Source organism: Micromonospora sp. D93 (assembly GCF_018070365.1).
In the GTDB taxonomy this organism is placed as follows: domain Bacteria; phylum Actinomycetota; class Actinomycetes; order Mycobacteriales; family Micromonosporaceae; genus Micromonospora; species Micromonospora ureilytica.
This window is the reverse complement of the sequence record NZ_JAGPXW010000001.1, coordinates 246,761-263,272: the sequence shown is the minus strand read 5'-3', so window position 1 is coordinate 263,272 and position 16,512 is coordinate 246,761. Positions and strand designations below refer to the sequence as shown.

Sequence of the window (16,512 nt, the reverse complement as noted above, 5' to 3'; positions counted from 1 at the left end):
CGCGAAGCTCCTCAACTCCGCTCGCGACCGGTACGGGCGGTCGCCAGCCCTCGCCCTGACCTGGCAGAGTAGCGGGGTGACCGAGACCGAACCCGCCGCGACCAGGGTGCTGCGCCCACCGGTCGGCTACCGGCTTGCCGCTTCGGTCCGCGCGCTCACCTTCAGCCCGTACGACCCGTGCGCCCGGGTGGCGGCCGGCACCTTCTGGTGGGCCAGCCGCACCCCGGACGGTCCGGCCACACTCGCGCTGCGACCGGCCGGCGGCGAGTTGCTCGCCGAGGGGTACGGGCCCGGCGCCGAGCACGTCCTCGCCCGCGCCGACGCGATCGCGGGGCTGCGCGACGACCTGACCGGCTTCACCGAGCTGGCCACGGCGCACCCGCTGGTCGCCCGGCTGGCCCGGGAGCACCGAGGGCTCCGGATGCCCGCCACCGGGCAGGTCTTCCCCCGGCTGCTACGCGCGGTCTTCGAGCAGAAGGTCACCGGCAAGGAGGCCTACCGGGCGTACGCGGCGACGGTGCGCCACTTCCGGGAGCCGGCTCCCGGCCCGCTACAGCCGTTGCTCCTGCCGCCCGAGGCAGCCGCGGTGGCCGCGACCCCGTACTGGGTGTTCCACCCGTTCGGGGTGGAGCAGCGCCGAGCCGACACGCTACGTCGCGCCGCGGCGCTCGCCGACCGCCTGGAACGCAGCACCGACACCACCGACGCCACCCGCCGGCTGACCGCGATCCCCGGCATCGGGCCGTGGACGGCCGCCGAAGTGGTCCGGATCGCGTACGGGGACCCGGACGCGGTCAGCGTCGGCGACTACCACATTCCGAACACGGTGGCCTGGGCGCTGGCCGGCGAACCGAGGGGCGACGACGCCCGGATGGTGGCCCTGCTGGAGCCGTTCCGAGGTCACCGGGGCCGGGTGTGCCTGCTGCTGGAGGCCGCCGGCATCCGGGCGCCGAAGTACGGCCCGCGCGCCCCGATCCGCTCGTTCGCCCGGTTCTGAGCCTCTCCGGCCGGACAGCGGTCAGCGACCCGCGCCGGGGCTGTCGGGTCGCCGTCAGGCCCGCTCGCAGCGACGCCTGAGCCCGTCGGCCTCCATCCGCACGTAGCGGCGGAACAGCGCGCCGTACAGCCAGCCGATCAGGCCGGCCAGCGGACCAGACTGGTTGATGACCAGTTCGACGCGGGTACGCCCGTCGGGCGTCGGCAGCAGCCGGTGCTCCCCCGTGGTCCGCACCCCCGGCGCTTGCGAGACCCAGACGAACTCCCGCCGCTCGGTCAGCTCGGTGACACGCCACACCGCCGGCCGCAGCTTCGGCTGGGTCAGTCGGGCGGTCGCGCCAACGGCGAGCGGCTCCGACTCTCCCCGCTCGGCCTGGGTCACCGAGGCCGTCCACTCGGGCCAGCGCGGCACGTCGACAAGCACCGCCCAGACCTCTTCGGCGTCCGCGGCGATCTCGGTATCGGCTACGAACCGCATGGCGTCCCCTCCCCCGGCGGCGCCGCTCGGCACCGCCACGGGTGCAGACGAGGCCGCCGAAAGCATTGTGACACCGGCGCCCAATCTCGTCCGTCCCTCCTCAGTGGAGGCGGACCGAGCGCGGATCAGGCGGCCTCGTGCAGGTCGGCCAGGGTGAGCGGGGTACGCCGACGCAACAGCTCCTCCAGCTCCGGCACCGAGCCGACCTCGCCGAGCACGTTCCGGCCGCCGCCGAACTGCTCCGGGTAGCGGCGGGTCAGCCGGAAGCGGTGGCGGCCCCGGATCAGCTCGACGCTCACCCGCCACCGCCCGCAGCAGTCACAAACCCACTCGGACACCTGGCGAAAGTAGCTCTGACCTGGGGTTATTCGATTCGCCCGGCCGGGACGAGCGACGCGTAGGAGGACACGCCGCCCCGGCGCTCACGGTGATCTGCCTCACGACTGTCGGCACCGTCTGATTGACTGGTCGGCGTGGACCTGCCGATCAACCCGCCGGTCGAGCCGATGCTGGCCAAGAGCGTTCCCAAGCTGCCCACCACGCCCGGGGTGACCTACGAACCCAAATGGGACGGGTTCCGGTGCATCGTGTTCCGCGACGGCGACGAGGTCGAGTTGGCCAGCCGGGGCGGCAAATCGATGACCCGCTACTTCCCCGAGGTGGTCGAGCAGGCACGCCGGCAGCTGCCGGAGCGCTGCGCGGTCGACGGGGAGTTGATCGTGATTCGGCGCGACGGGCCGACCGGCCAGCCCCGGCTGGATTTCGAGCTGCTGGCCCAGCGCGTCCACCCGGCCGCGTCCCGGGTGAAGATGCTGGCCGAGACCACCCCTGCCGACTTCGTCGCGTTCGACCTGTTGGCGATCGGTGACGAGGCCCTGCTCGACCAGCCCTACCCACGCCGTCGGGAGCGGCTGGTCGAGGCGCTGGCCGGGGTGCGCCCGCCGGTGCACGTCACCCAGGTCACCACCGATCCGGACACCGCGCGTCGCTGGTTCGAGGTGTTCGAGGGCGCCGGGCTGGACGGTTTGATCGTCAAGCCGGCCGACCTGCCGTACGAGCCGGGCAAGCGACTGATGTTCAAGGTCAAGCACGCCCGCACCGCGGACGCGGTGGTGGCCGGCTTCCGCTGGCACAAGTCCGGCCCGGTGGTGGGCTCGCTGCTGCTCGGCCTGTACGACGACGCCGGGGTCCTGCACCACGTGGGCGTGAGCGCGTCGTTCAGCATGGCCCGCCGTGCCGAGTTGCTCGACGAGCTGGCGCCCTATCGGGACATTGGCGGCGAGCACCCGTGGGTGCACGGCGACCACGAGCGCGGCCAACGCATCCCGGGTGGGGTCAGCCGCTGGACCGGCACGAAGAACCTGGAGTGGGAGCCGGTGCGCCCCGAGTTGGTGGTCGAGGTGGGCTACGACGCCATGGAGGGCGAACGATTCCGGCACACCGCCCAGTTCGTTCGGTGGCGCCCGGACCGCGACCCCCGATCCTGCCGTTACGACCAGCTCGACCGGCCGATCCGCTTCGACGTCGACCAGGTGCTGCGCGGCGACCCGACGGCCACCGTGGACCGAGCCGCCACCGGCTCGGCGTAGCCTGGCCGTCGACCCGATCCCGGAGGACCACGTGACCCGCACCGCCGACCAGCCTCGGATGGCGACCAGCCGCCGGGTCCGCCGCACTCTGGCCGCCTTCGTCGTCGCCGCGCTGCTCACCGCCGGTTGCACGCTGCCGGCGTTCGCGCCGCGCACCGAGGTGGAGGGCGCGGCCGCCCCGACCGGCAGCGCACCGAACTGGCGGCCCTGCCCGGAAGTGGCCGACGAGTTGGTCGGGCGGGGCGCCCCGAACATGCGCTACGAGTGCACCCGGATCGCTGTGCCCCGTGACTGGGGCACCGGCGGCGGGGCGAGCGCCGGTCCGGGCGCCGGGCAGACCTTCGAGATCGCCCTGCTGCGCGCCCGGTCCACCAAGCAGCGCGACCGGGTGGGCTCCTTGGTGATCAACCCGGGCGGCCCGGGTGGTTCCGGTGTCGACACCGCCGTCTACCTCTCCTTCGGCCCCCAGTTCGGCGGGCTGCCCGCCTCGATCACCGAGCGCTTCGACATCGTCGGCTTCGACCCGCGCGGGGTCTCCCGGTCCAGCCCGGTGAAGTGCATCTCCGACGCCGACCTGGACGCCAGCTTCGGCTTCGACCCGGACCCGGCGAGCCAGTCGGCATTCGACGGCTTCGTCGGCCTGAGCCAGCGGATCGGGCGCGGCTGCGGTGATCGTTACGGCGACCAGTTGCCGCTGTACGGCACCGAGCAGGCCGCCCGCGACATGGACGCGGTACGCGCCGCCGTTGGCGACGACAAGCTCACCTACCTGGGCTACTCGTACGGCACCCTGCTCGGTGCCACGTACGCCCAGCTCTACCCGCACCGGGTGCGGGCGCTGGTGCTCGACGGCGCGGTCGACCCGCAGCAGCGGCTGGTCGAGGGCTCGGAGAGCCAGGCCCGCGGCTTCGAACGGGCCTTCACCAACTTCACCCGCTGGTGCGCGGCGAACGCCGGCCGGTGCCCGATCGCCCCGGACGCCCGCGCCGCGGTCGACTCGGCCATCGACAAGGCAAAGGTCTCCCCGGTACGCGGCGCGGACGGGCGGGAGGCCACCGCCGGCTGGGTGTTCTACGCCGTCATCTCCTCGCTCTACACCGAATCCGGCTGGCAGGAGCTGGCCCAGGCGATCGACAAGCTGGCCGAGGGCGACCCGAAGGACGTGTTCCGGCTGGCCGACGCGTACGCCGGCCGGGAGGACGACGGGCACTACTCGAACCTGTTCGACGCCAACCTGGCCATCAACTGCGCCGACGAGACGGAGAAGCCGAGCCGGGCGCAGATCCGGCAGTTGCAGTCCGAGTGGCGCGGGAAATACCCGCTGTTCGGGCCGGCGTTGGCGGTCGGCATGCTGAGCTGCGTGGAGTGGCCGGGCGGGCGTGACCCCTACCCGACCGGGAAGGCGAACGGCGCGCCGCCGATCGTGGTGGTCGGCACCACCGGCGACCCGGCGACGCCGTACGAGCAGACCCCGCGGCTCGCGTCGATGCTGGGCGTCGGTCGGGTGCTGACCTGGGAGGGCGAGGGGCACACCGCCTACCCGCAGACGTCCTGCATCACCAACGCGGTCGACGCGTACCTGCTCGACCTGACGGTCCCGCGCGAGGGCCTGCGCTGCCCGCCCCGGTGACCGGTTCGTCGGCAGCGGCGAGTACTACGTGATCGAGGTGCACGTCGTGTTCGCCGCGAGCCACACCAACGCTCAATGGATCCAGCGGAACGGCAGCAGCAAGACCTCCATGCCGCCCATGCATCAGGGGAGAGTAGGAACGCCTGCTCGGCTACCGTGTGCTTGTGGACATGGCCGACTGGTTTTGGTATGACGAGCCGCTGGCTCCGCATCTCGCCGCATTTGTCGCGATATTGCGTCGCCGCGCGACGTTATGGCCCGGGGATCCCGGCGATACGTATCTCCGGGTGCCTGACGCGAACGACGTTGCTGAGGTGGCCGCGTGGGATGCAGATGGCCATGAACTACTGGCCTGGATGGACATTGTCGATGATGCCGAGGGCCGCGTTCTGTTGAGCCTAGGGGCGTACCTGGGTGGCGAACGCGTACGCGGAGACGAAATCCACAACCAGACCCTGGATCTACCGAAGAAGCCGACAGAACTAGCGTTCGAGGCTGCAGGAACTGTTGAGGAGTGCGCAGAGGCAACAGCGTCGTGGATTGAGACGCAACTCCGCCGGCCTATCGTGCGTCAGGAGTGGCTCCGCGATGGCATCGTTCAGGCACGGCGATGGCGGTACGCAGACACCGGCATCGAGTTGAGTCGGTTGGGTTTTCGGACCGGCGACGAGCCACCGGATCGCACAATTCACGTTCGGGGCGACTGAGGGCCCCTGCCACCAGTACTCCAATCCGCGTTCACTACCGGACGGCCGCCGACGAGGCTTACGGCGCTCATCCGCGCTGGCTGCCCAACTAGGTCAATGCGACCGGGCTACCTCTTGGCCGTGGCCTCAGCTCGTCGGGTGATCGCCGGCCTTGGCTTCACCGCCCGACCTACTGGCCGCTGTTCTTCTGGCCATTGCCAGCGAGCGAGTGTCCGTGGGTCGAGGCGCGAAGGGACACCGCTACTACGACTGACCATTCACCGTACTAGCACAACGCGCCGACGTTCATGGCGGTCACCGCTGGCTGCCGATCCTCCGCAACCGAAGTATCGGTGACCTGACACTATCCCACTGCTCTGCAACCGAACCCGTTCCTACTCACCCTCGCCCGGTGGCCGGCCGACGCTGAACGTCCTGGCACGACCGGACCACCCCGTCACCAATCACCAATCACCAATCACGAGCCATAACCAATTGCTACGCCCGGCAAACCACACGGAGCCGTGATCGTAATCCCGGCCGACGTACTAGATACCGCCTCGTCCCCACGAGCCCGGGTCAAAGCCGATTGTTGGCGGATAGTTCTTCGGGCGGGACCATTGCTGACAGTACCTACAGACAGGAATAGGCTTCTTGTTTACGGGCCTAAGCGCAATGCTGTACCTGATATCCTTGGGCCTTGCACCTCTTTTGACCAGCAGCACCATGGTCGAGATGAGCAGCGCGGCCAGTGTGCGGCCCGCCCAGGTCGTCGGCGAGATGTCCCCGTACCCGACGGTGGACGCGGTCACCACCGCCCACCAGACGGCGTAGGCCGGGGGCTGCGCTGCTCGACCTCCCCGTAGATGACCCGGGCCACCACGATCATCAGCAGGTACGAGGTGATCAGCGTGCGGGGCGAGTTGGCGAACCACACCAAAGACTGGTGTATCCACCGGAACGGCAGTAGCAGGAGCTCCATGCCGCCCTATGCTGCCCGTCGCCAGCAAGTTGCGCCGGCCCACCTTCCGCAAACTACCGACACCTGGCTTCTTTCAACCGTTTCATCATCCCCTTTTTGCGATGCCGGCATAGAACGCCGCCGCCATTGCCGAAAATTCGTTCGAATACGCCGCCATACGTCGACGACCTTCCGTCGACCGCAACCAGGAAATGAGCCCGTCCAAGTATCCCTCGATCGACCCCTCCCAGTCCGTAAAGTGATCATCTCGCAGGAGCGCCTCCAAGAATGCGAGAAAATCGGCCTCGGACGCCACCGTCTCGCTCAGCCGATCGAACTCGTCATCAGCTTGGCCGGTCGACCCGCGGAAGTGGTCGATCTCTAAATTTCGCGAATCAGCGCTCAAGGCCCTGATCACCTCCGTTCGCTGCTACTCGTAGTTCCGTCCGACCCACAGCCAGCCAGCCGTGTCTGCCCAACGATCGGGATCTTCATATTCATCTCCTACCATGTCTTGGAAAGCTCTCGCGATGGATCCGAGATAGTCCCCTACATTCCCGTTCTCCCATTTGTCGCGCCGTTCCACCAGATCGCTCCGTAACGCCACCAGGAACTGGATCAGATCGTCGTGCGAGCGCACAGTCTCATCCAGGCCCACGTGCTTGCCCGACGGGTCGACGAAAAAGCGTTCCACATCATTCATCCCAGCCCGATTTCTTGTGCCATTTCCGCTGCCACTCCGGATTTCTGGTCGAGAATAGGAGGATGATCCGGTTACCACCATCGACCTCCTGCTCTTTTCTTCTTCCTACTCGGATTAAATCGCTCGCTGAAGACCTCACCACGGGGATCGCTGAACCGGTTTGAGGCCGCGTCCTGGGTGAACCGGATATCCCTCGCGTCCAGCTCACAGATCTCATCCGGACCGGTTCAGGTGCTCCGCCCGCAGCCACTCCTGCTGGTTGTCGACCCAGAACGGGTGGCCGTCGGTGGCGGTCACCGTGCCGTCGGCCACGCCGTCGCTGTCGGAGTCGATGCTGATGTCGACGACCGCACACGAATCCGCCTGCTCCGCGGCGGCGCTATCGGGCGGCCAGACCACTTGAAGCACGGGCGCCAGCAGGGCACTGGCCACAGTAGACGCTAGCCAAACAGAAAGTCGACGGCACTGCCAAACCACCGTGCGGCAAGGTGATCAACGAATGTGCGGCACACGCTACAGAGGGTTCGACCACGACGCCAGGGGCCAGAACGAACAATACGTTCCATCAATGGGCTTCACCGTAGGGCCGTCAGGGTGCGTCGCAAGACACCCCACAACGGTGAAATACGTGCGATGCGGTGGATCGAAGGATGGCGAATCGACATAAATTGAGCGGCACCTACAGGCCCATTCGCATTCCCGTCACTGTGAGATTCTCACCGGCATGAGCGACGTGATCTACCGGGAGGCGGTCCGGGCTGACCTGCCCACCGTCATCGCCCTGCTCGCCGACGACGTCCTGGGCAAGGCCCGCGACTTCACCGAGGTCGACGAGGCGTACGAGAAGGCGTTCGCGGCCATCGACGCGGACCGGCGCAACCAGTTGATCGTGGCCGAGCAGGATGGCGAACTGGTCGGCTGCCTGCAAATCACCTACATCCCGGGTCTGGGTCGGCACGGAAGCGAGCGGTCGCTGATCGAGTCGGTCCGGGTCCGCTCCGACCGGCGTGGCCAGGGGCTGGGCCGGGACCTGATGACCTGGGCGGTCGACCAGGCCCGGCAGCGCGGTTGCGCGCTGGTGCAGCTCACCACCGACAAGACCCGCGACGACGCGCACCGCTTCTACCTCAGCCTCGGCTTCGTGGCCAGCCACGAGGGCATGAAGCTCGCGCTCTGACCCGGCGTCACGCCCACCCGGCGGGGGCGGCGGGAGTCGCGCCGACCGGGTTACGTTCGCTGCCATGAGCAGACCGACGATGCCCGGCGCCGCACCGTCGCACCCGCCTCGACGGCAGACCGGCTCGGCGCTCTTGGCGGTCGGCGTCCTCCTGGTCATCGTCGCGTTCTGGCTGCCCGCCTGGCGCAGTGTCTACCTGGACCGGACGGATATCACTCCGGGTTCGAAGGTGCTCGGCTGGGCGCTTCCGTTCGCGGTCATCGCCGCCGTGTTCGCGGTGCTGTCGCTCGCCAACACCGGCGCGGCCGGCTGGGTCTGGCGGCAGGCCAGCGAGTTGATCTCCACCGGGCCGGGCGCCGGTCTTCTTCTCACACTGCTGGGCTGCCTGCTGATCCCGCTCGCCGGGTCCCTTCCTGACGGCCAGAAGCGCACCGGCCAACCCGAAGACGACCGGCCCGGCCAGACGCCATAGGAACTCCCTCGCCCTACCGCCGTAGAACGCTGTGGAGCTGATGTCGTAGACGAGTCACCGTCCAGCGATTCGTTCACGACATCAGCTCCACAGCGAGCGCGGACCACCATCCGCTGCCCAACCACCCGTCGACCGACCGCGCCGCACCGCGAGAGGCGTCGGGCTCGTCGGGTAGCAGGTCGCCCGTGGTCAGCCGTCGACCAGGCGACCGTCGCGCAGGACGAGCACCCGGTCGGCGAGGTCGATCAGGGCCGGGTCGTGCGTGGCCACCAGAGCGGTCATGCCGCGGGCGTGCACCACAGCACGCAGCAGGTCCATGATGGACCGACCGGTCTCCGAGTCGAGCTGACCGGTGGGCTCGTCGGCGATGAGCAGGTCCGGCTCGTTGGCCAACGCACGGGCCACCGCGACCCGCTGCTGCTGGCCGCCGGAGAGCTCGTACGGCCGCTGCGCGGCGTGCCCGCCCAGGCCGACCAGTTCCAACAGCACCGCGACGCGCTCTTCCCGCTCCGCCGCCGGCACCTGCGCCAACCGCAACGGCACGCCCACGTTCTCGGCCGCGGAGAGGATCGGCACCAGCCCGAAGGTCTGGAACACGAACCCGACGGTGCCCCGGCGCAGCCGCAGCAGCTCCGCCTCCCCGGCGGAGGTCACCTCGTGCCCGGCCACCACCACCTGACCGCTGTCCGGCCGGTCCAGCCCGCCGATCAGGTTCAGCAACGTGGTCTTGCCGGCCCCGGACCGACCTCGGATGGCGACCAACTCGCCCCGGTTCGCCGTGAACGACACGTCCCGCACCGCGTGCACGGCGTGCTCACCGCGGCCGAAGGTCCGGCTGACCCCACTGACCCGGACCACCTCCTCGGGATGCGCCGCGGGCGCGCCGCCGAACCCGGCCCCGCCGGTCACCACCATGTCCTGCCGGCTCATGCCCGCGCTCCCCGCTCGTCCGAGGCCCGCTCGCCGGGCCGTACCTGCACATGGTCCGGCTCCAGATCGAGCCGGACCCGCTCCTTCAGCGAGAGCGCGTCGACGAACGCCGCCGGCAGCTGCATCCGACCGTTGCGGTCCAGCACCGCGTACTCCTCGCTGACCAACTCGGTGTTGCCGTCCGCGTCGGTCCGCGCGGTCCGGCGTACCTCGGAGGCGGTCCGGCCGTCGCGGATCGCGACGGTCCGGCGGACCTGAGTGGCCACGGCGTGGTCGTGGGTGACGACCACGATGGTCACGCCCAGTTCCGCGTTGATGGTGCGCAACGCCGCGAAGACGTCCGCGCCGGTCGCCTCGTCCAGCTCACCGGTCGGCTCGTCGGCGAAGAGCACCTCCGGGTCGTTGGCCACCGCCACCGCCACCGCGACCCGCTGCTGCTCGCCGCCGCTGAGCTGACCCGGCCGCCGGTCGGCGCAGTAGCCCACGCCGACCAGGTCGAGCAGTTCCCTGGCCCGCTCGCGGCGCGCCTTGCTGCTGCGTTTGCCGGCCAACTGCATCGGCAGCTCGACGTTCTCCAGCGCGCTGAGGTACGGCAGCAGGTTGCGGCCGGTCTGCTGCCACACGAACCCGACCAGCTGCCGGCGGTAGCTCAGCCGTCGTTTGGCGGATAGCGAGAGCAGGTCGTAGTCGGCCACCCGGGCGATACCGGCGGTCGGGGTGTCCAGGCCGGAGAGGATGTTGAGCAGGGTCGACTTGCCCGAACCGGAGGCGCCGACGATCGCCACCAGCTCACCCCGGTCGATGACCAGGTCAAGCCCCTGCAGGGCGACCACCTCCACCCCCTCGGTCTTGAAGATGCGCACCAAGCCGTCGCAGACGATGTGCCCGCGTAGGCGGTCCTGCCCGCCGGCCCGCTCGGCGGCGCGTTGCGCTGCCCGCTGTTGCAGGGCGGCCAGGTCAGGCACCAGTGGAGTCTGGGCGGTAGCGGTCATCTCAGCTCTCCTCTCCGAGCCGAAGCACCTCTCCGAGGCGCAACCGGCGGTTGTTCAGGGCCTCGACGGCGACCGCGAAGCCGAGGGCGACCGCCCCGAGCGCGAGCACGGCGGCGACCAGGCTGGGCTCGAAAGCAACCCGGACCGGCACACCACTGGTGAACGCGGACAGGCCGAGCACCGGGTTGAGCAGCAGGGGCAGGACCGCGCCGACGATCGCGCCGGTCAGCACCGACACCGCGACGAGCGGGGTCAACTCGACAAGCAGCAGCCCGCGCCACTGCCGACGGGACAGGCCGAGGGTGCGCAGCCGGGACAGCACCTGGCCTCGGGCGCGCGCGCCCGCCAACACGGTGAACGCGATGGCCAACAGCCCGAGCACTGTGCCGCCGGCGGCGCCGGCCACGAACCCGAAGGCCAGCACCCCGTTCGCCCCGCCCTCGCCAAGATCCCGGCGGACGTCCGCCCGGGTGTCGACGGTGACCCCGATCATCCGTTCCCGACCGGTGACAGTGCCGTCGCGCTGGTAGCGCTCCTGCCCCTGGTCGCCGGCGACGCGCAGCGCCTCGGCGTCCAGCGGGTCCCCGGCGATCAGCAGGCTGGTCGGCACGGGTGTGGTGGTACGCGTCGGCAGGGCCTGCCAGGGCAGGATCACGAACCGCCTGGCGTTCGCCGCCAGCAGCGGGAAACCGTCAGCGGTGCCGGCCACCCGGAACTCGTACCGCTGGCCCTGCACCGAGATGAAGGCGGAGTCGTCCAGACCGGCCTTGGCCAGGTCGGCGGCGACCGCCGGTGAGACGATCGCCGGCAGCGCACCCGGGCCGGGCGCGGCGGTGCGCAGCGCGGCCGGAACCGACAGGTCCACCTGGGAGTCGCGGGCCACCTTGTCCAATCCCGAGCCGTCGACCAGCAGCACGTCCGTCTGCCCGATGGAGGCGTCGGTGCCGACCTCGTCGGACGCGAACCGCTCATCGTCCTCGTACAACACCCGGGTGACGGCCCGGACCCCCGGCAGGCGGCCCAGCTCGTCGATGGTGTCGGGTGCGAAGCGCTCTCCACGGATCACCGCGTCGGCGGGCACGATCTGCGCGGCGGCCCGTTCCCGGCTCGCGTCGACGCCGGCGGCCACGACCGCGCAGAACGCCGCGGTGCCGATCGCCAGCACCACCACAACCAGCGGGGCGGCGACCGCCGCGCGGCCGGCGCGGGCCGTGCCGAGGAAGGCCACGCTGCCCCGGGTCCGCGCGGCCAGCCGGCTGACCAGCAACAACGGCCAGGGGTACACCCGCAGCGCCAGCACCGCCGCCGCGACCGCGAGGAGCACCGGCACCGACACGAGCAGTGGGTCCACCTCGCCGAGGGTCAGGCCCCGTCGACGCAGCAGCACCGCGGCGAGCCCGGCCAGGATCAGCAGGGAGACCTCGACGGTGAGCCGACGGGCCGACGGGCGCACCCGGATCAGGTCCCGGCGCACCGCCCCGCCGGCCGGTACGGCCAGCGTCGCCAACGGCAGTGCCAGCGTGACCAGCACGGTCACCGCGATGACGTACGGCGTGGTCGGATCCGGGGCCCCGGGGAACAGGGTGCCCAGCCACCAGCCCAGCACGGCGGCGATCGGCACCACCAGCACCGCCTCGGCGAGGCTACGCCGGGCGCCGGCGGTGGCCCCGCCCCCGCGGGCGCGCAGCAGCGCGAACTCCGAGCGACGCCGTCGGGTGGCGAGACTGGCCGCGAGCACGATGAGCCCCGCCAGGGTGGCCAGTACACCGGCCGCGATCACCGCGAGCAGGGTCCGGACGGCATCGATCTGGGCGGCGAACGCGCGCAACGGAACGTCGACGCCCTGGGTCAACGTGAGCTCCGGCGGCTGGTTGCGCTGCATCACCTGCAGACCGTCGATCAGCTGGTTCAGCTCGCGTGCGTCGATCCGGTCGACACCCAGTCGGTACCGCCAGTTGGTCTGGATCGGCCAGCCCGCCGCGGCCCGCTTGTTGAAGGGCGACTGCGCGACGACGCCGACGATGACGAACGGCTGGCCATCACCCTGCGGTTCGATGATCTGCAGCAGCTGCGGCAGCCCGTCCCAGATGCCGTTGGCGCGGTCGAGGGGGCGGAACAGCCCGGTCACCACCAGCGGAACACCGTTGATGAGTCGGCCTTTGTCATCGGTGTTGCCGATGCGCAGTTGGCTGCCGGCGCGCAGGTTGAGCTTGCGGGCCACGTCGACGTCGAGGGCCACCTCGATCGGCCGGTCGGGAACGTACGTCTCGCTCGGCCACGTCCCCTCGACGAGCGTGCTCGCGCCCTGTATGTCGGGCATGGCCCGGAGGCCCATGTCGACAAGCAGGTTGCGGGCCGCCAGGTCCGGCCCGACCACGCGGGCCTCCGCGGTCTCGACGCTGTACCACCGCTCGGTCACCGCCGAGCGCACCTGCGGCGGCATGTCCGCAGCCAGGGCGTCGAACCGTTCGGCGGCGTCGCCCATCGCCGTCCGCCGCGACGTCGCCGGCTCCACCCTGGTGGTGTACGCGAGGTCCCGGCGGGCGGCCGGCTCGCTGTTGAGTTGCGCTCGCAGCCCCTGTTCGGCGAGCCGGTTGACCAGCCGGGGCACTCCGCTGATCAGCAGCGTGACCACCAGGGTCAGCACCGCCAGCAGCAGGAACTGCCCCCCGTACGCCCGGACCCGCCGGACGGCCGCCCCGACGCTCATCGCTCTCCCCCGATTCGCAGCTGCACCGCCGCCACCCGCTGACGGATGCCGGTGGCGATGAACGCGCTGAAGGCGAGGGCCGCCAGCAGCAGACCGACCGCGGTCAGCCCGATTGGCACCCAGGGCAGCGCGAACGCCGCCGGGGGTGTCGGTCGGCCGGCGGCCGGGGTGAGGATGACCAGTGGGGCCATCGTCGCGCCGACCGCGGTGCCGAGTAACAACCCGACTCCCACGCCGATGCCGGCGAGGAACGTCTGTTCGGCCAGCAGCGCGCGGGCCATCAGCCGGGGCGTGGCGCCGAGGGTGTGCAGGACCGCGAACTCGCCGAGCCGACGCCGGGCGGTGGCCCACACGTCCACCATCAGGCCGACGAGGGCGAGCAGCACCGCGCCGAGCGCGGCGGCGAGCATTCCGGTACGCGACCCGCGCCAGTACGGGTCGTCGGCGGCTGCCTCGATCACCGCCTCCCGGTTGAGCACTGTGACGCCCGGGAGTTCGCTGGCAGCCTGGGCGGCGGCCGTCGCGTCGGCGGCACCGAGCCACCATTCCGGTACGGGCCGTACCGTCCCGTCGGATCGGATCAGCGCGTCGACGGCCGCGGGCAGGTCCAGCAGCACGCCTGCCGCGGTGGTGGTCGTCGGCACGGCACTCAACTCGCCGACCAGGTGCACCGTCACCGTCACCCCGGAGAGCGTGAGGTCGACGGTGTCGCCGACGTTCAGGCTCAGGGCCTCGCGTACCTGGGGGGTCATCAGCACCGGCGCGGGCTTGCTCTCCCCGCCCGCCACGACGGAGAACCGGGTGGGCGGCTGGTACTCGAACTGCCCACCGGGAATCACCTCCACGGCGTGGACCGCTGCGAACCCGGCCCCGGTGGTCTGCACCGGCGTGGACTTCACGCCGGGGGCCGTCATAACCCAGTCGCCGCTCAGCTCGGCGGGTCGCGTCGTGCCGTCGGCGTTGACCACCGCCAACCCGTCCAACTGGAGTCGGTAGGCGTTGCCGGCCGCCAGCCCACCGTCGGCTTCGAACCCGGCCAGCCGCAGCCGCGCCCCGCCCACGTCGGGCAGTTGCACGGAGAACCGGGTGGCCCGGCCGTCACCGTCGGCGTTGGCCGCCGGCAGCCGCAGGGCGAGCCCGTCGGAGCTGGTGACCAGCAGCGTCACCGCGATCTTCAGCGATCGGGCGGCGCTACTCACCGGGGTACGGACCGTGCCGGTGATGGCCCGCGCCCCGGCGGGCAGTTCGACACCCGCAGGAGCCCCGCGCTCATCGATCATGCGCTGGTACTGCTCCGACGCCGATCCGTCGCCGAGGCGGTCGGCGAGCCGGACGACGCCAGGGGCGCCGGCCGGGTCGACACCGATCACGGTCGCCGGCAGGTTCTGCCGCCCGACCCGCACCTCGTCCCGCCACGCCGGCAGCACCCGGTCCACGCTCGGCAGCGCGGCGAGCTGACCGACCCGGTTGGACGGGGCGGCGCCGGCCCGTTCGGTGACGCGGACGTCGGCACCGACCGTGTGGCCGGCCTGCTCGACCTGGGACCGCTCCCCGGTGCTGATCAGAGACCAGGCCAGCGTGCTGCCACCGACGGCGAGGGCGAGCAGCAGGACCGGGCCGGCGTGGGGACGCCGGCCGGCCTGCCACATGCCGAACATGGTGGCGGTCCAGGGACGTCTGTCGACGAACCGCTCCGCGAACCGGGTGAGCGGCGGGAGCACACGCAGCGCCAGCACGGCACCGGCCAGCACGCCGAGCGTCGGTGCGGCGACCAACAGCGGGTCGAGCCCGAGCTGACCGCCCGACCCGGCCAGCGGGGAGGCGTACCGGCGTAGCTGCACCCAGGCGAGCACGGCGAGCGCCACCAGCACCAGGTCGACGCTGGCACGTTGGACGCTCGCCGCCCGGTTCGGCCGGGATCGGGCCGCCATGTCGGCGACGTACGTCCCGGCGCCGCGCAGCGTCGGAAGGACCATGGCGACGAGGCAGCCGGCCGCGGTGGCCGCTGCCGCCGCCCAGACCAGTGTGGTGTTGCCGCCGGCGGTGGAGAGGTCACCCGACCCGCCGGGCCGGATGTACCGCAGGGCCTCACCGGCGATCAGCGGACCGAGCACGGCGGCCGGGGCGACAACAAGAGTCGCCTCACGGGCGGCCAGGCCGGCCAACTGCCGCCGGGCGGCGCCGCGGGCACGCAGCAGCGCGGTCTGCGGACGGCGGTCCTCGTGCAGCAGCGCGGCGACCAGCACCAACGCGTACCCACCGAGCACCAGGATGAGCAGCAGCGGCGTGGCCAGCGACGAGCGACCCACCAGGTCCGCGCGGGCGACCCGGTCCAGCAGCTGCGGCATCTTCGTCACCACCTGCCCGGAGCTGCCCAGTTGGGCGGCCTCGGGTACAGCGGAGACCGCCTCGGTGAGGGCTTTCCGAACGGCGGGCAGGTCTGCGGTGTCGACGCCACCGAGGTCCGGTTGAGCCAGCCAGGACGCCGACACCGAGCCCGGGAAGGCGGCCGCGAAGTCGGCCGGGTCGAGCGTGAACGGCCCGTACGAGGTGCCGGAACCGGCACTGCCCGCCCCCACGCCGGGTGCCAGCAACCAGTACGCGTCCGCAGGGTCGCGGGGCCGCCAGATGCCGGCGAGCACCAACTCTCCCCGTCGTTCGGTGGCCCGGTCACGCACCGGTACGCGTTCGCCGACGGTCAGGCCGAGGGCGCCGGCGACCCGCTCGGGCAGGCTCACCTGGACGGGGTTCGCTCCGGGGCTGGGCCAGGCTCCGCTGGTCAGCTCCGCGTGGCTGGCGAGGTCGGCGAGTGTGGCCAGGCTCGCGAAGACCGGTTCGTCGGCCGTACGCGGGATCTGCCCGAGGTCGCCGGTCAGCTCCCGGCCGGTGCCGTAGCGGGCGGCGGTGACACTGACCGGGGCGCCGCCGAACCCGGTGGCGAACTCGGCTCGGACCGCCTTGTCCCGCGTTGCGAACTCGGCCGCGTCCCGCCCACCCGAGCCACTGACCAGCAGGCCGCGCTCCTCGGCGGGCGAGGCGGCGACCAGGGCTCGCTGCCCGGCGTCCACCGCCCGACGGTTGTAGTCGGACAGCCCGGTGACCAACGCGACGGCGACGAGGGCAGCGATCACCGCCGCGACCAGCAACCCTCGCGCCTCGCGGGCCCGCCTCCACACCAGCTTCATCCG

At 71.2% G+C, this 16,512-nt stretch carries 17 protein-coding genes; 6 read left to right on the top strand and 11 right to left on the bottom strand.

Annotated elements, in window-relative coordinates:
- The first annotated feature begins 76 nt into the window (after window positions 1-76).
- Entirely contained in the window at window positions 77-997 is a 921-nt protein-coding gene (locus KBX71_RS01185; RefSeq protein WP_210816069.1) for a DNA-3-methyladenine glycosylase, read from the top strand.
- Between the two features lie 54 nt (window positions 998-1,051).
- On the opposite strand, the gene KBX71_RS01180 is transcribed toward KBX71_RS01185, so the two are convergent.
- Complete coding sequence (locus KBX71_RS01180) at window positions 1,052-1,474, bottom strand: SRPBCC family protein (protein ID WP_210816068.1); 423 nt, start codon at window positions 1,472-1,474, stop codon at window positions 1,052-1,054.
- Between the two features lie 125 nt (window positions 1,475-1,599).
- Complete coding sequence (locus KBX71_RS01175; protein WP_210816067.1) at window positions 1,600-1,812, bottom strand: hypothetical protein; 213 nt, start codon at window positions 1,810-1,812, stop codon at window positions 1,600-1,602.
- 135 nt (window positions 1,813-1,947) lie between these two features.
- Between KBX71_RS01175 and KBX71_RS01170 the strand changes: the two genes are divergently transcribed.
- The 3 genes from KBX71_RS01170 (at window position 1,948) to KBX71_RS01160 (ending at window position 5,400) form a co-directional block, all read left to right on the top strand.
- Window positions 1,948-3,063 (top strand): ATP-dependent DNA ligase, encoded by a 1,116-nt coding sequence (locus KBX71_RS01170; protein ID WP_210816066.1) that lies wholly within the window; start codon window positions 1,948-1,950, stop codon window positions 3,061-3,063.
- A 58-nt stretch (window positions 3,064-3,121) separates the two neighbouring features.
- Complete coding sequence (locus KBX71_RS01165; RefSeq protein ID WP_210816249.1) at window positions 3,122-4,693, top strand: alpha/beta hydrolase; 1,572 nt, start codon at window positions 3,122-3,124, stop codon at window positions 4,691-4,693.
- Window positions 4,694-4,857: 164 nt separating this feature from the next.
- Window positions 4,858-5,400, top strand: coding sequence for a hypothetical protein (locus KBX71_RS01160; protein ID WP_210816065.1), 543 nt, complete (start codon window positions 4,858-4,860; stop codon window positions 5,398-5,400).
- Between the two features lie 527 nt (window positions 5,401-5,927).
- Here the strand turns inward: KBX71_RS01160 and KBX71_RS33425 are convergent.
- From KBX71_RS33425 to KBX71_RS01140, 5 genes are all read right to left on the bottom strand, one after another.
- On the bottom strand, window positions 5,928-6,161 hold the full coding sequence (locus KBX71_RS33425; RefSeq protein ID WP_307846924.1) for a hypothetical protein: 234 nt from the start codon (window positions 6,159-6,161) through the stop codon (window positions 5,928-5,930).
- Window positions 6,162-6,187: 26 nt separating this feature from the next.
- Window positions 6,188-6,361, bottom strand: coding sequence for a hypothetical protein (locus KBX71_RS33420; RefSeq protein ID WP_247682711.1), 174 nt, complete (start codon window positions 6,359-6,361; stop codon window positions 6,188-6,190).
- A gap of 85 nt (window positions 6,362-6,446) precedes the next feature.
- Entirely contained in the window at window positions 6,447-6,746 is a 300-nt protein-coding gene (locus tag KBX71_RS01150) for a hypothetical protein (RefSeq protein WP_210816064.1), read from the bottom strand.
- 24 nt (window positions 6,747-6,770) lie between these two features.
- Window positions 6,771-7,043, bottom strand: a complete 273-nt coding sequence (locus tag KBX71_RS01145; protein WP_210816062.1) for a hypothetical protein — start codon at window positions 7,041-7,043, stop codon at window positions 6,771-6,773.
- Between the two features lie 213 nt (window positions 7,044-7,256).
- The gene (locus KBX71_RS01140) at window positions 7,257-7,451 is read right to left on the bottom strand and encodes a hypothetical protein (protein ID WP_210816060.1); all 195 of its coding nucleotides are present in this window, start codon (window positions 7,449-7,451) and stop codon (window positions 7,257-7,259) included.
- 316 nt (window positions 7,452-7,767) lie between these two features.
- On the opposite strand from KBX71_RS01140, the gene KBX71_RS01135 reads away from it, so the two are divergent.
- Window positions 7,768-8,220 carry a GNAT family N-acetyltransferase gene (locus KBX71_RS01135; protein ID WP_210816058.1) on the top strand — a complete coding sequence of 151 codons (453 nt, stop codon included), beginning with the start codon at window positions 7,768-7,770 and terminating at the stop codon, window positions 8,218-8,220.
- Between the two features lie 64 nt (window positions 8,221-8,284).
- Complete coding sequence (locus KBX71_RS01130) at window positions 8,285-8,692, top strand: hypothetical protein (protein ID WP_210816057.1); 408 nt, start codon at window positions 8,285-8,287, stop codon at window positions 8,690-8,692.
- A gap of 189 nt (window positions 8,693-8,881) precedes the next feature.
- Here the strand turns inward: KBX71_RS01130 and KBX71_RS01125 are convergent, their stop codons facing one another.
- The 4 genes from KBX71_RS01125 to KBX71_RS01110 are packed head-to-tail and all read right to left on the bottom strand — an operon-like array spanning window position 8,882 to window position 16,509.
- Window positions 8,882-9,607: an ABC transporter ATP-binding protein gene (locus KBX71_RS01125; RefSeq protein WP_210816248.1), complete on the bottom strand. Its 726-nt coding sequence runs from the start codon at window positions 9,605-9,607 to the stop codon at window positions 8,882-8,884.
- 11 nt (window positions 9,608-9,618) lie between these two features.
- A complete protein-coding gene (locus KBX71_RS01120) occupies window positions 9,619-10,614 on the bottom strand; it encodes an ABC transporter ATP-binding protein (RefSeq protein WP_210816056.1) in 996 nt (331 codons plus the stop codon).
- A 1-nt stretch (window position 10,615) separates the two neighbouring features.
- Window positions 10,616-13,324, bottom strand: a complete 2,709-nt coding sequence (locus KBX71_RS01115) for an FtsX-like permease family protein (protein WP_210816055.1) — start codon at window positions 13,322-13,324, stop codon at window positions 10,616-10,618.
- Window positions 13,321-16,509, bottom strand: coding sequence for an ABC transporter permease (locus tag KBX71_RS01110; protein ID WP_210816054.1), 3,189 nt, complete (start codon window positions 16,507-16,509; stop codon window positions 13,321-13,323). The genes KBX71_RS01115 and KBX71_RS01110 overlap by 4 nt, the downstream gene beginning before the upstream one ends.
- Window positions 16,510-16,512: the final 3 nt, after the last annotated feature.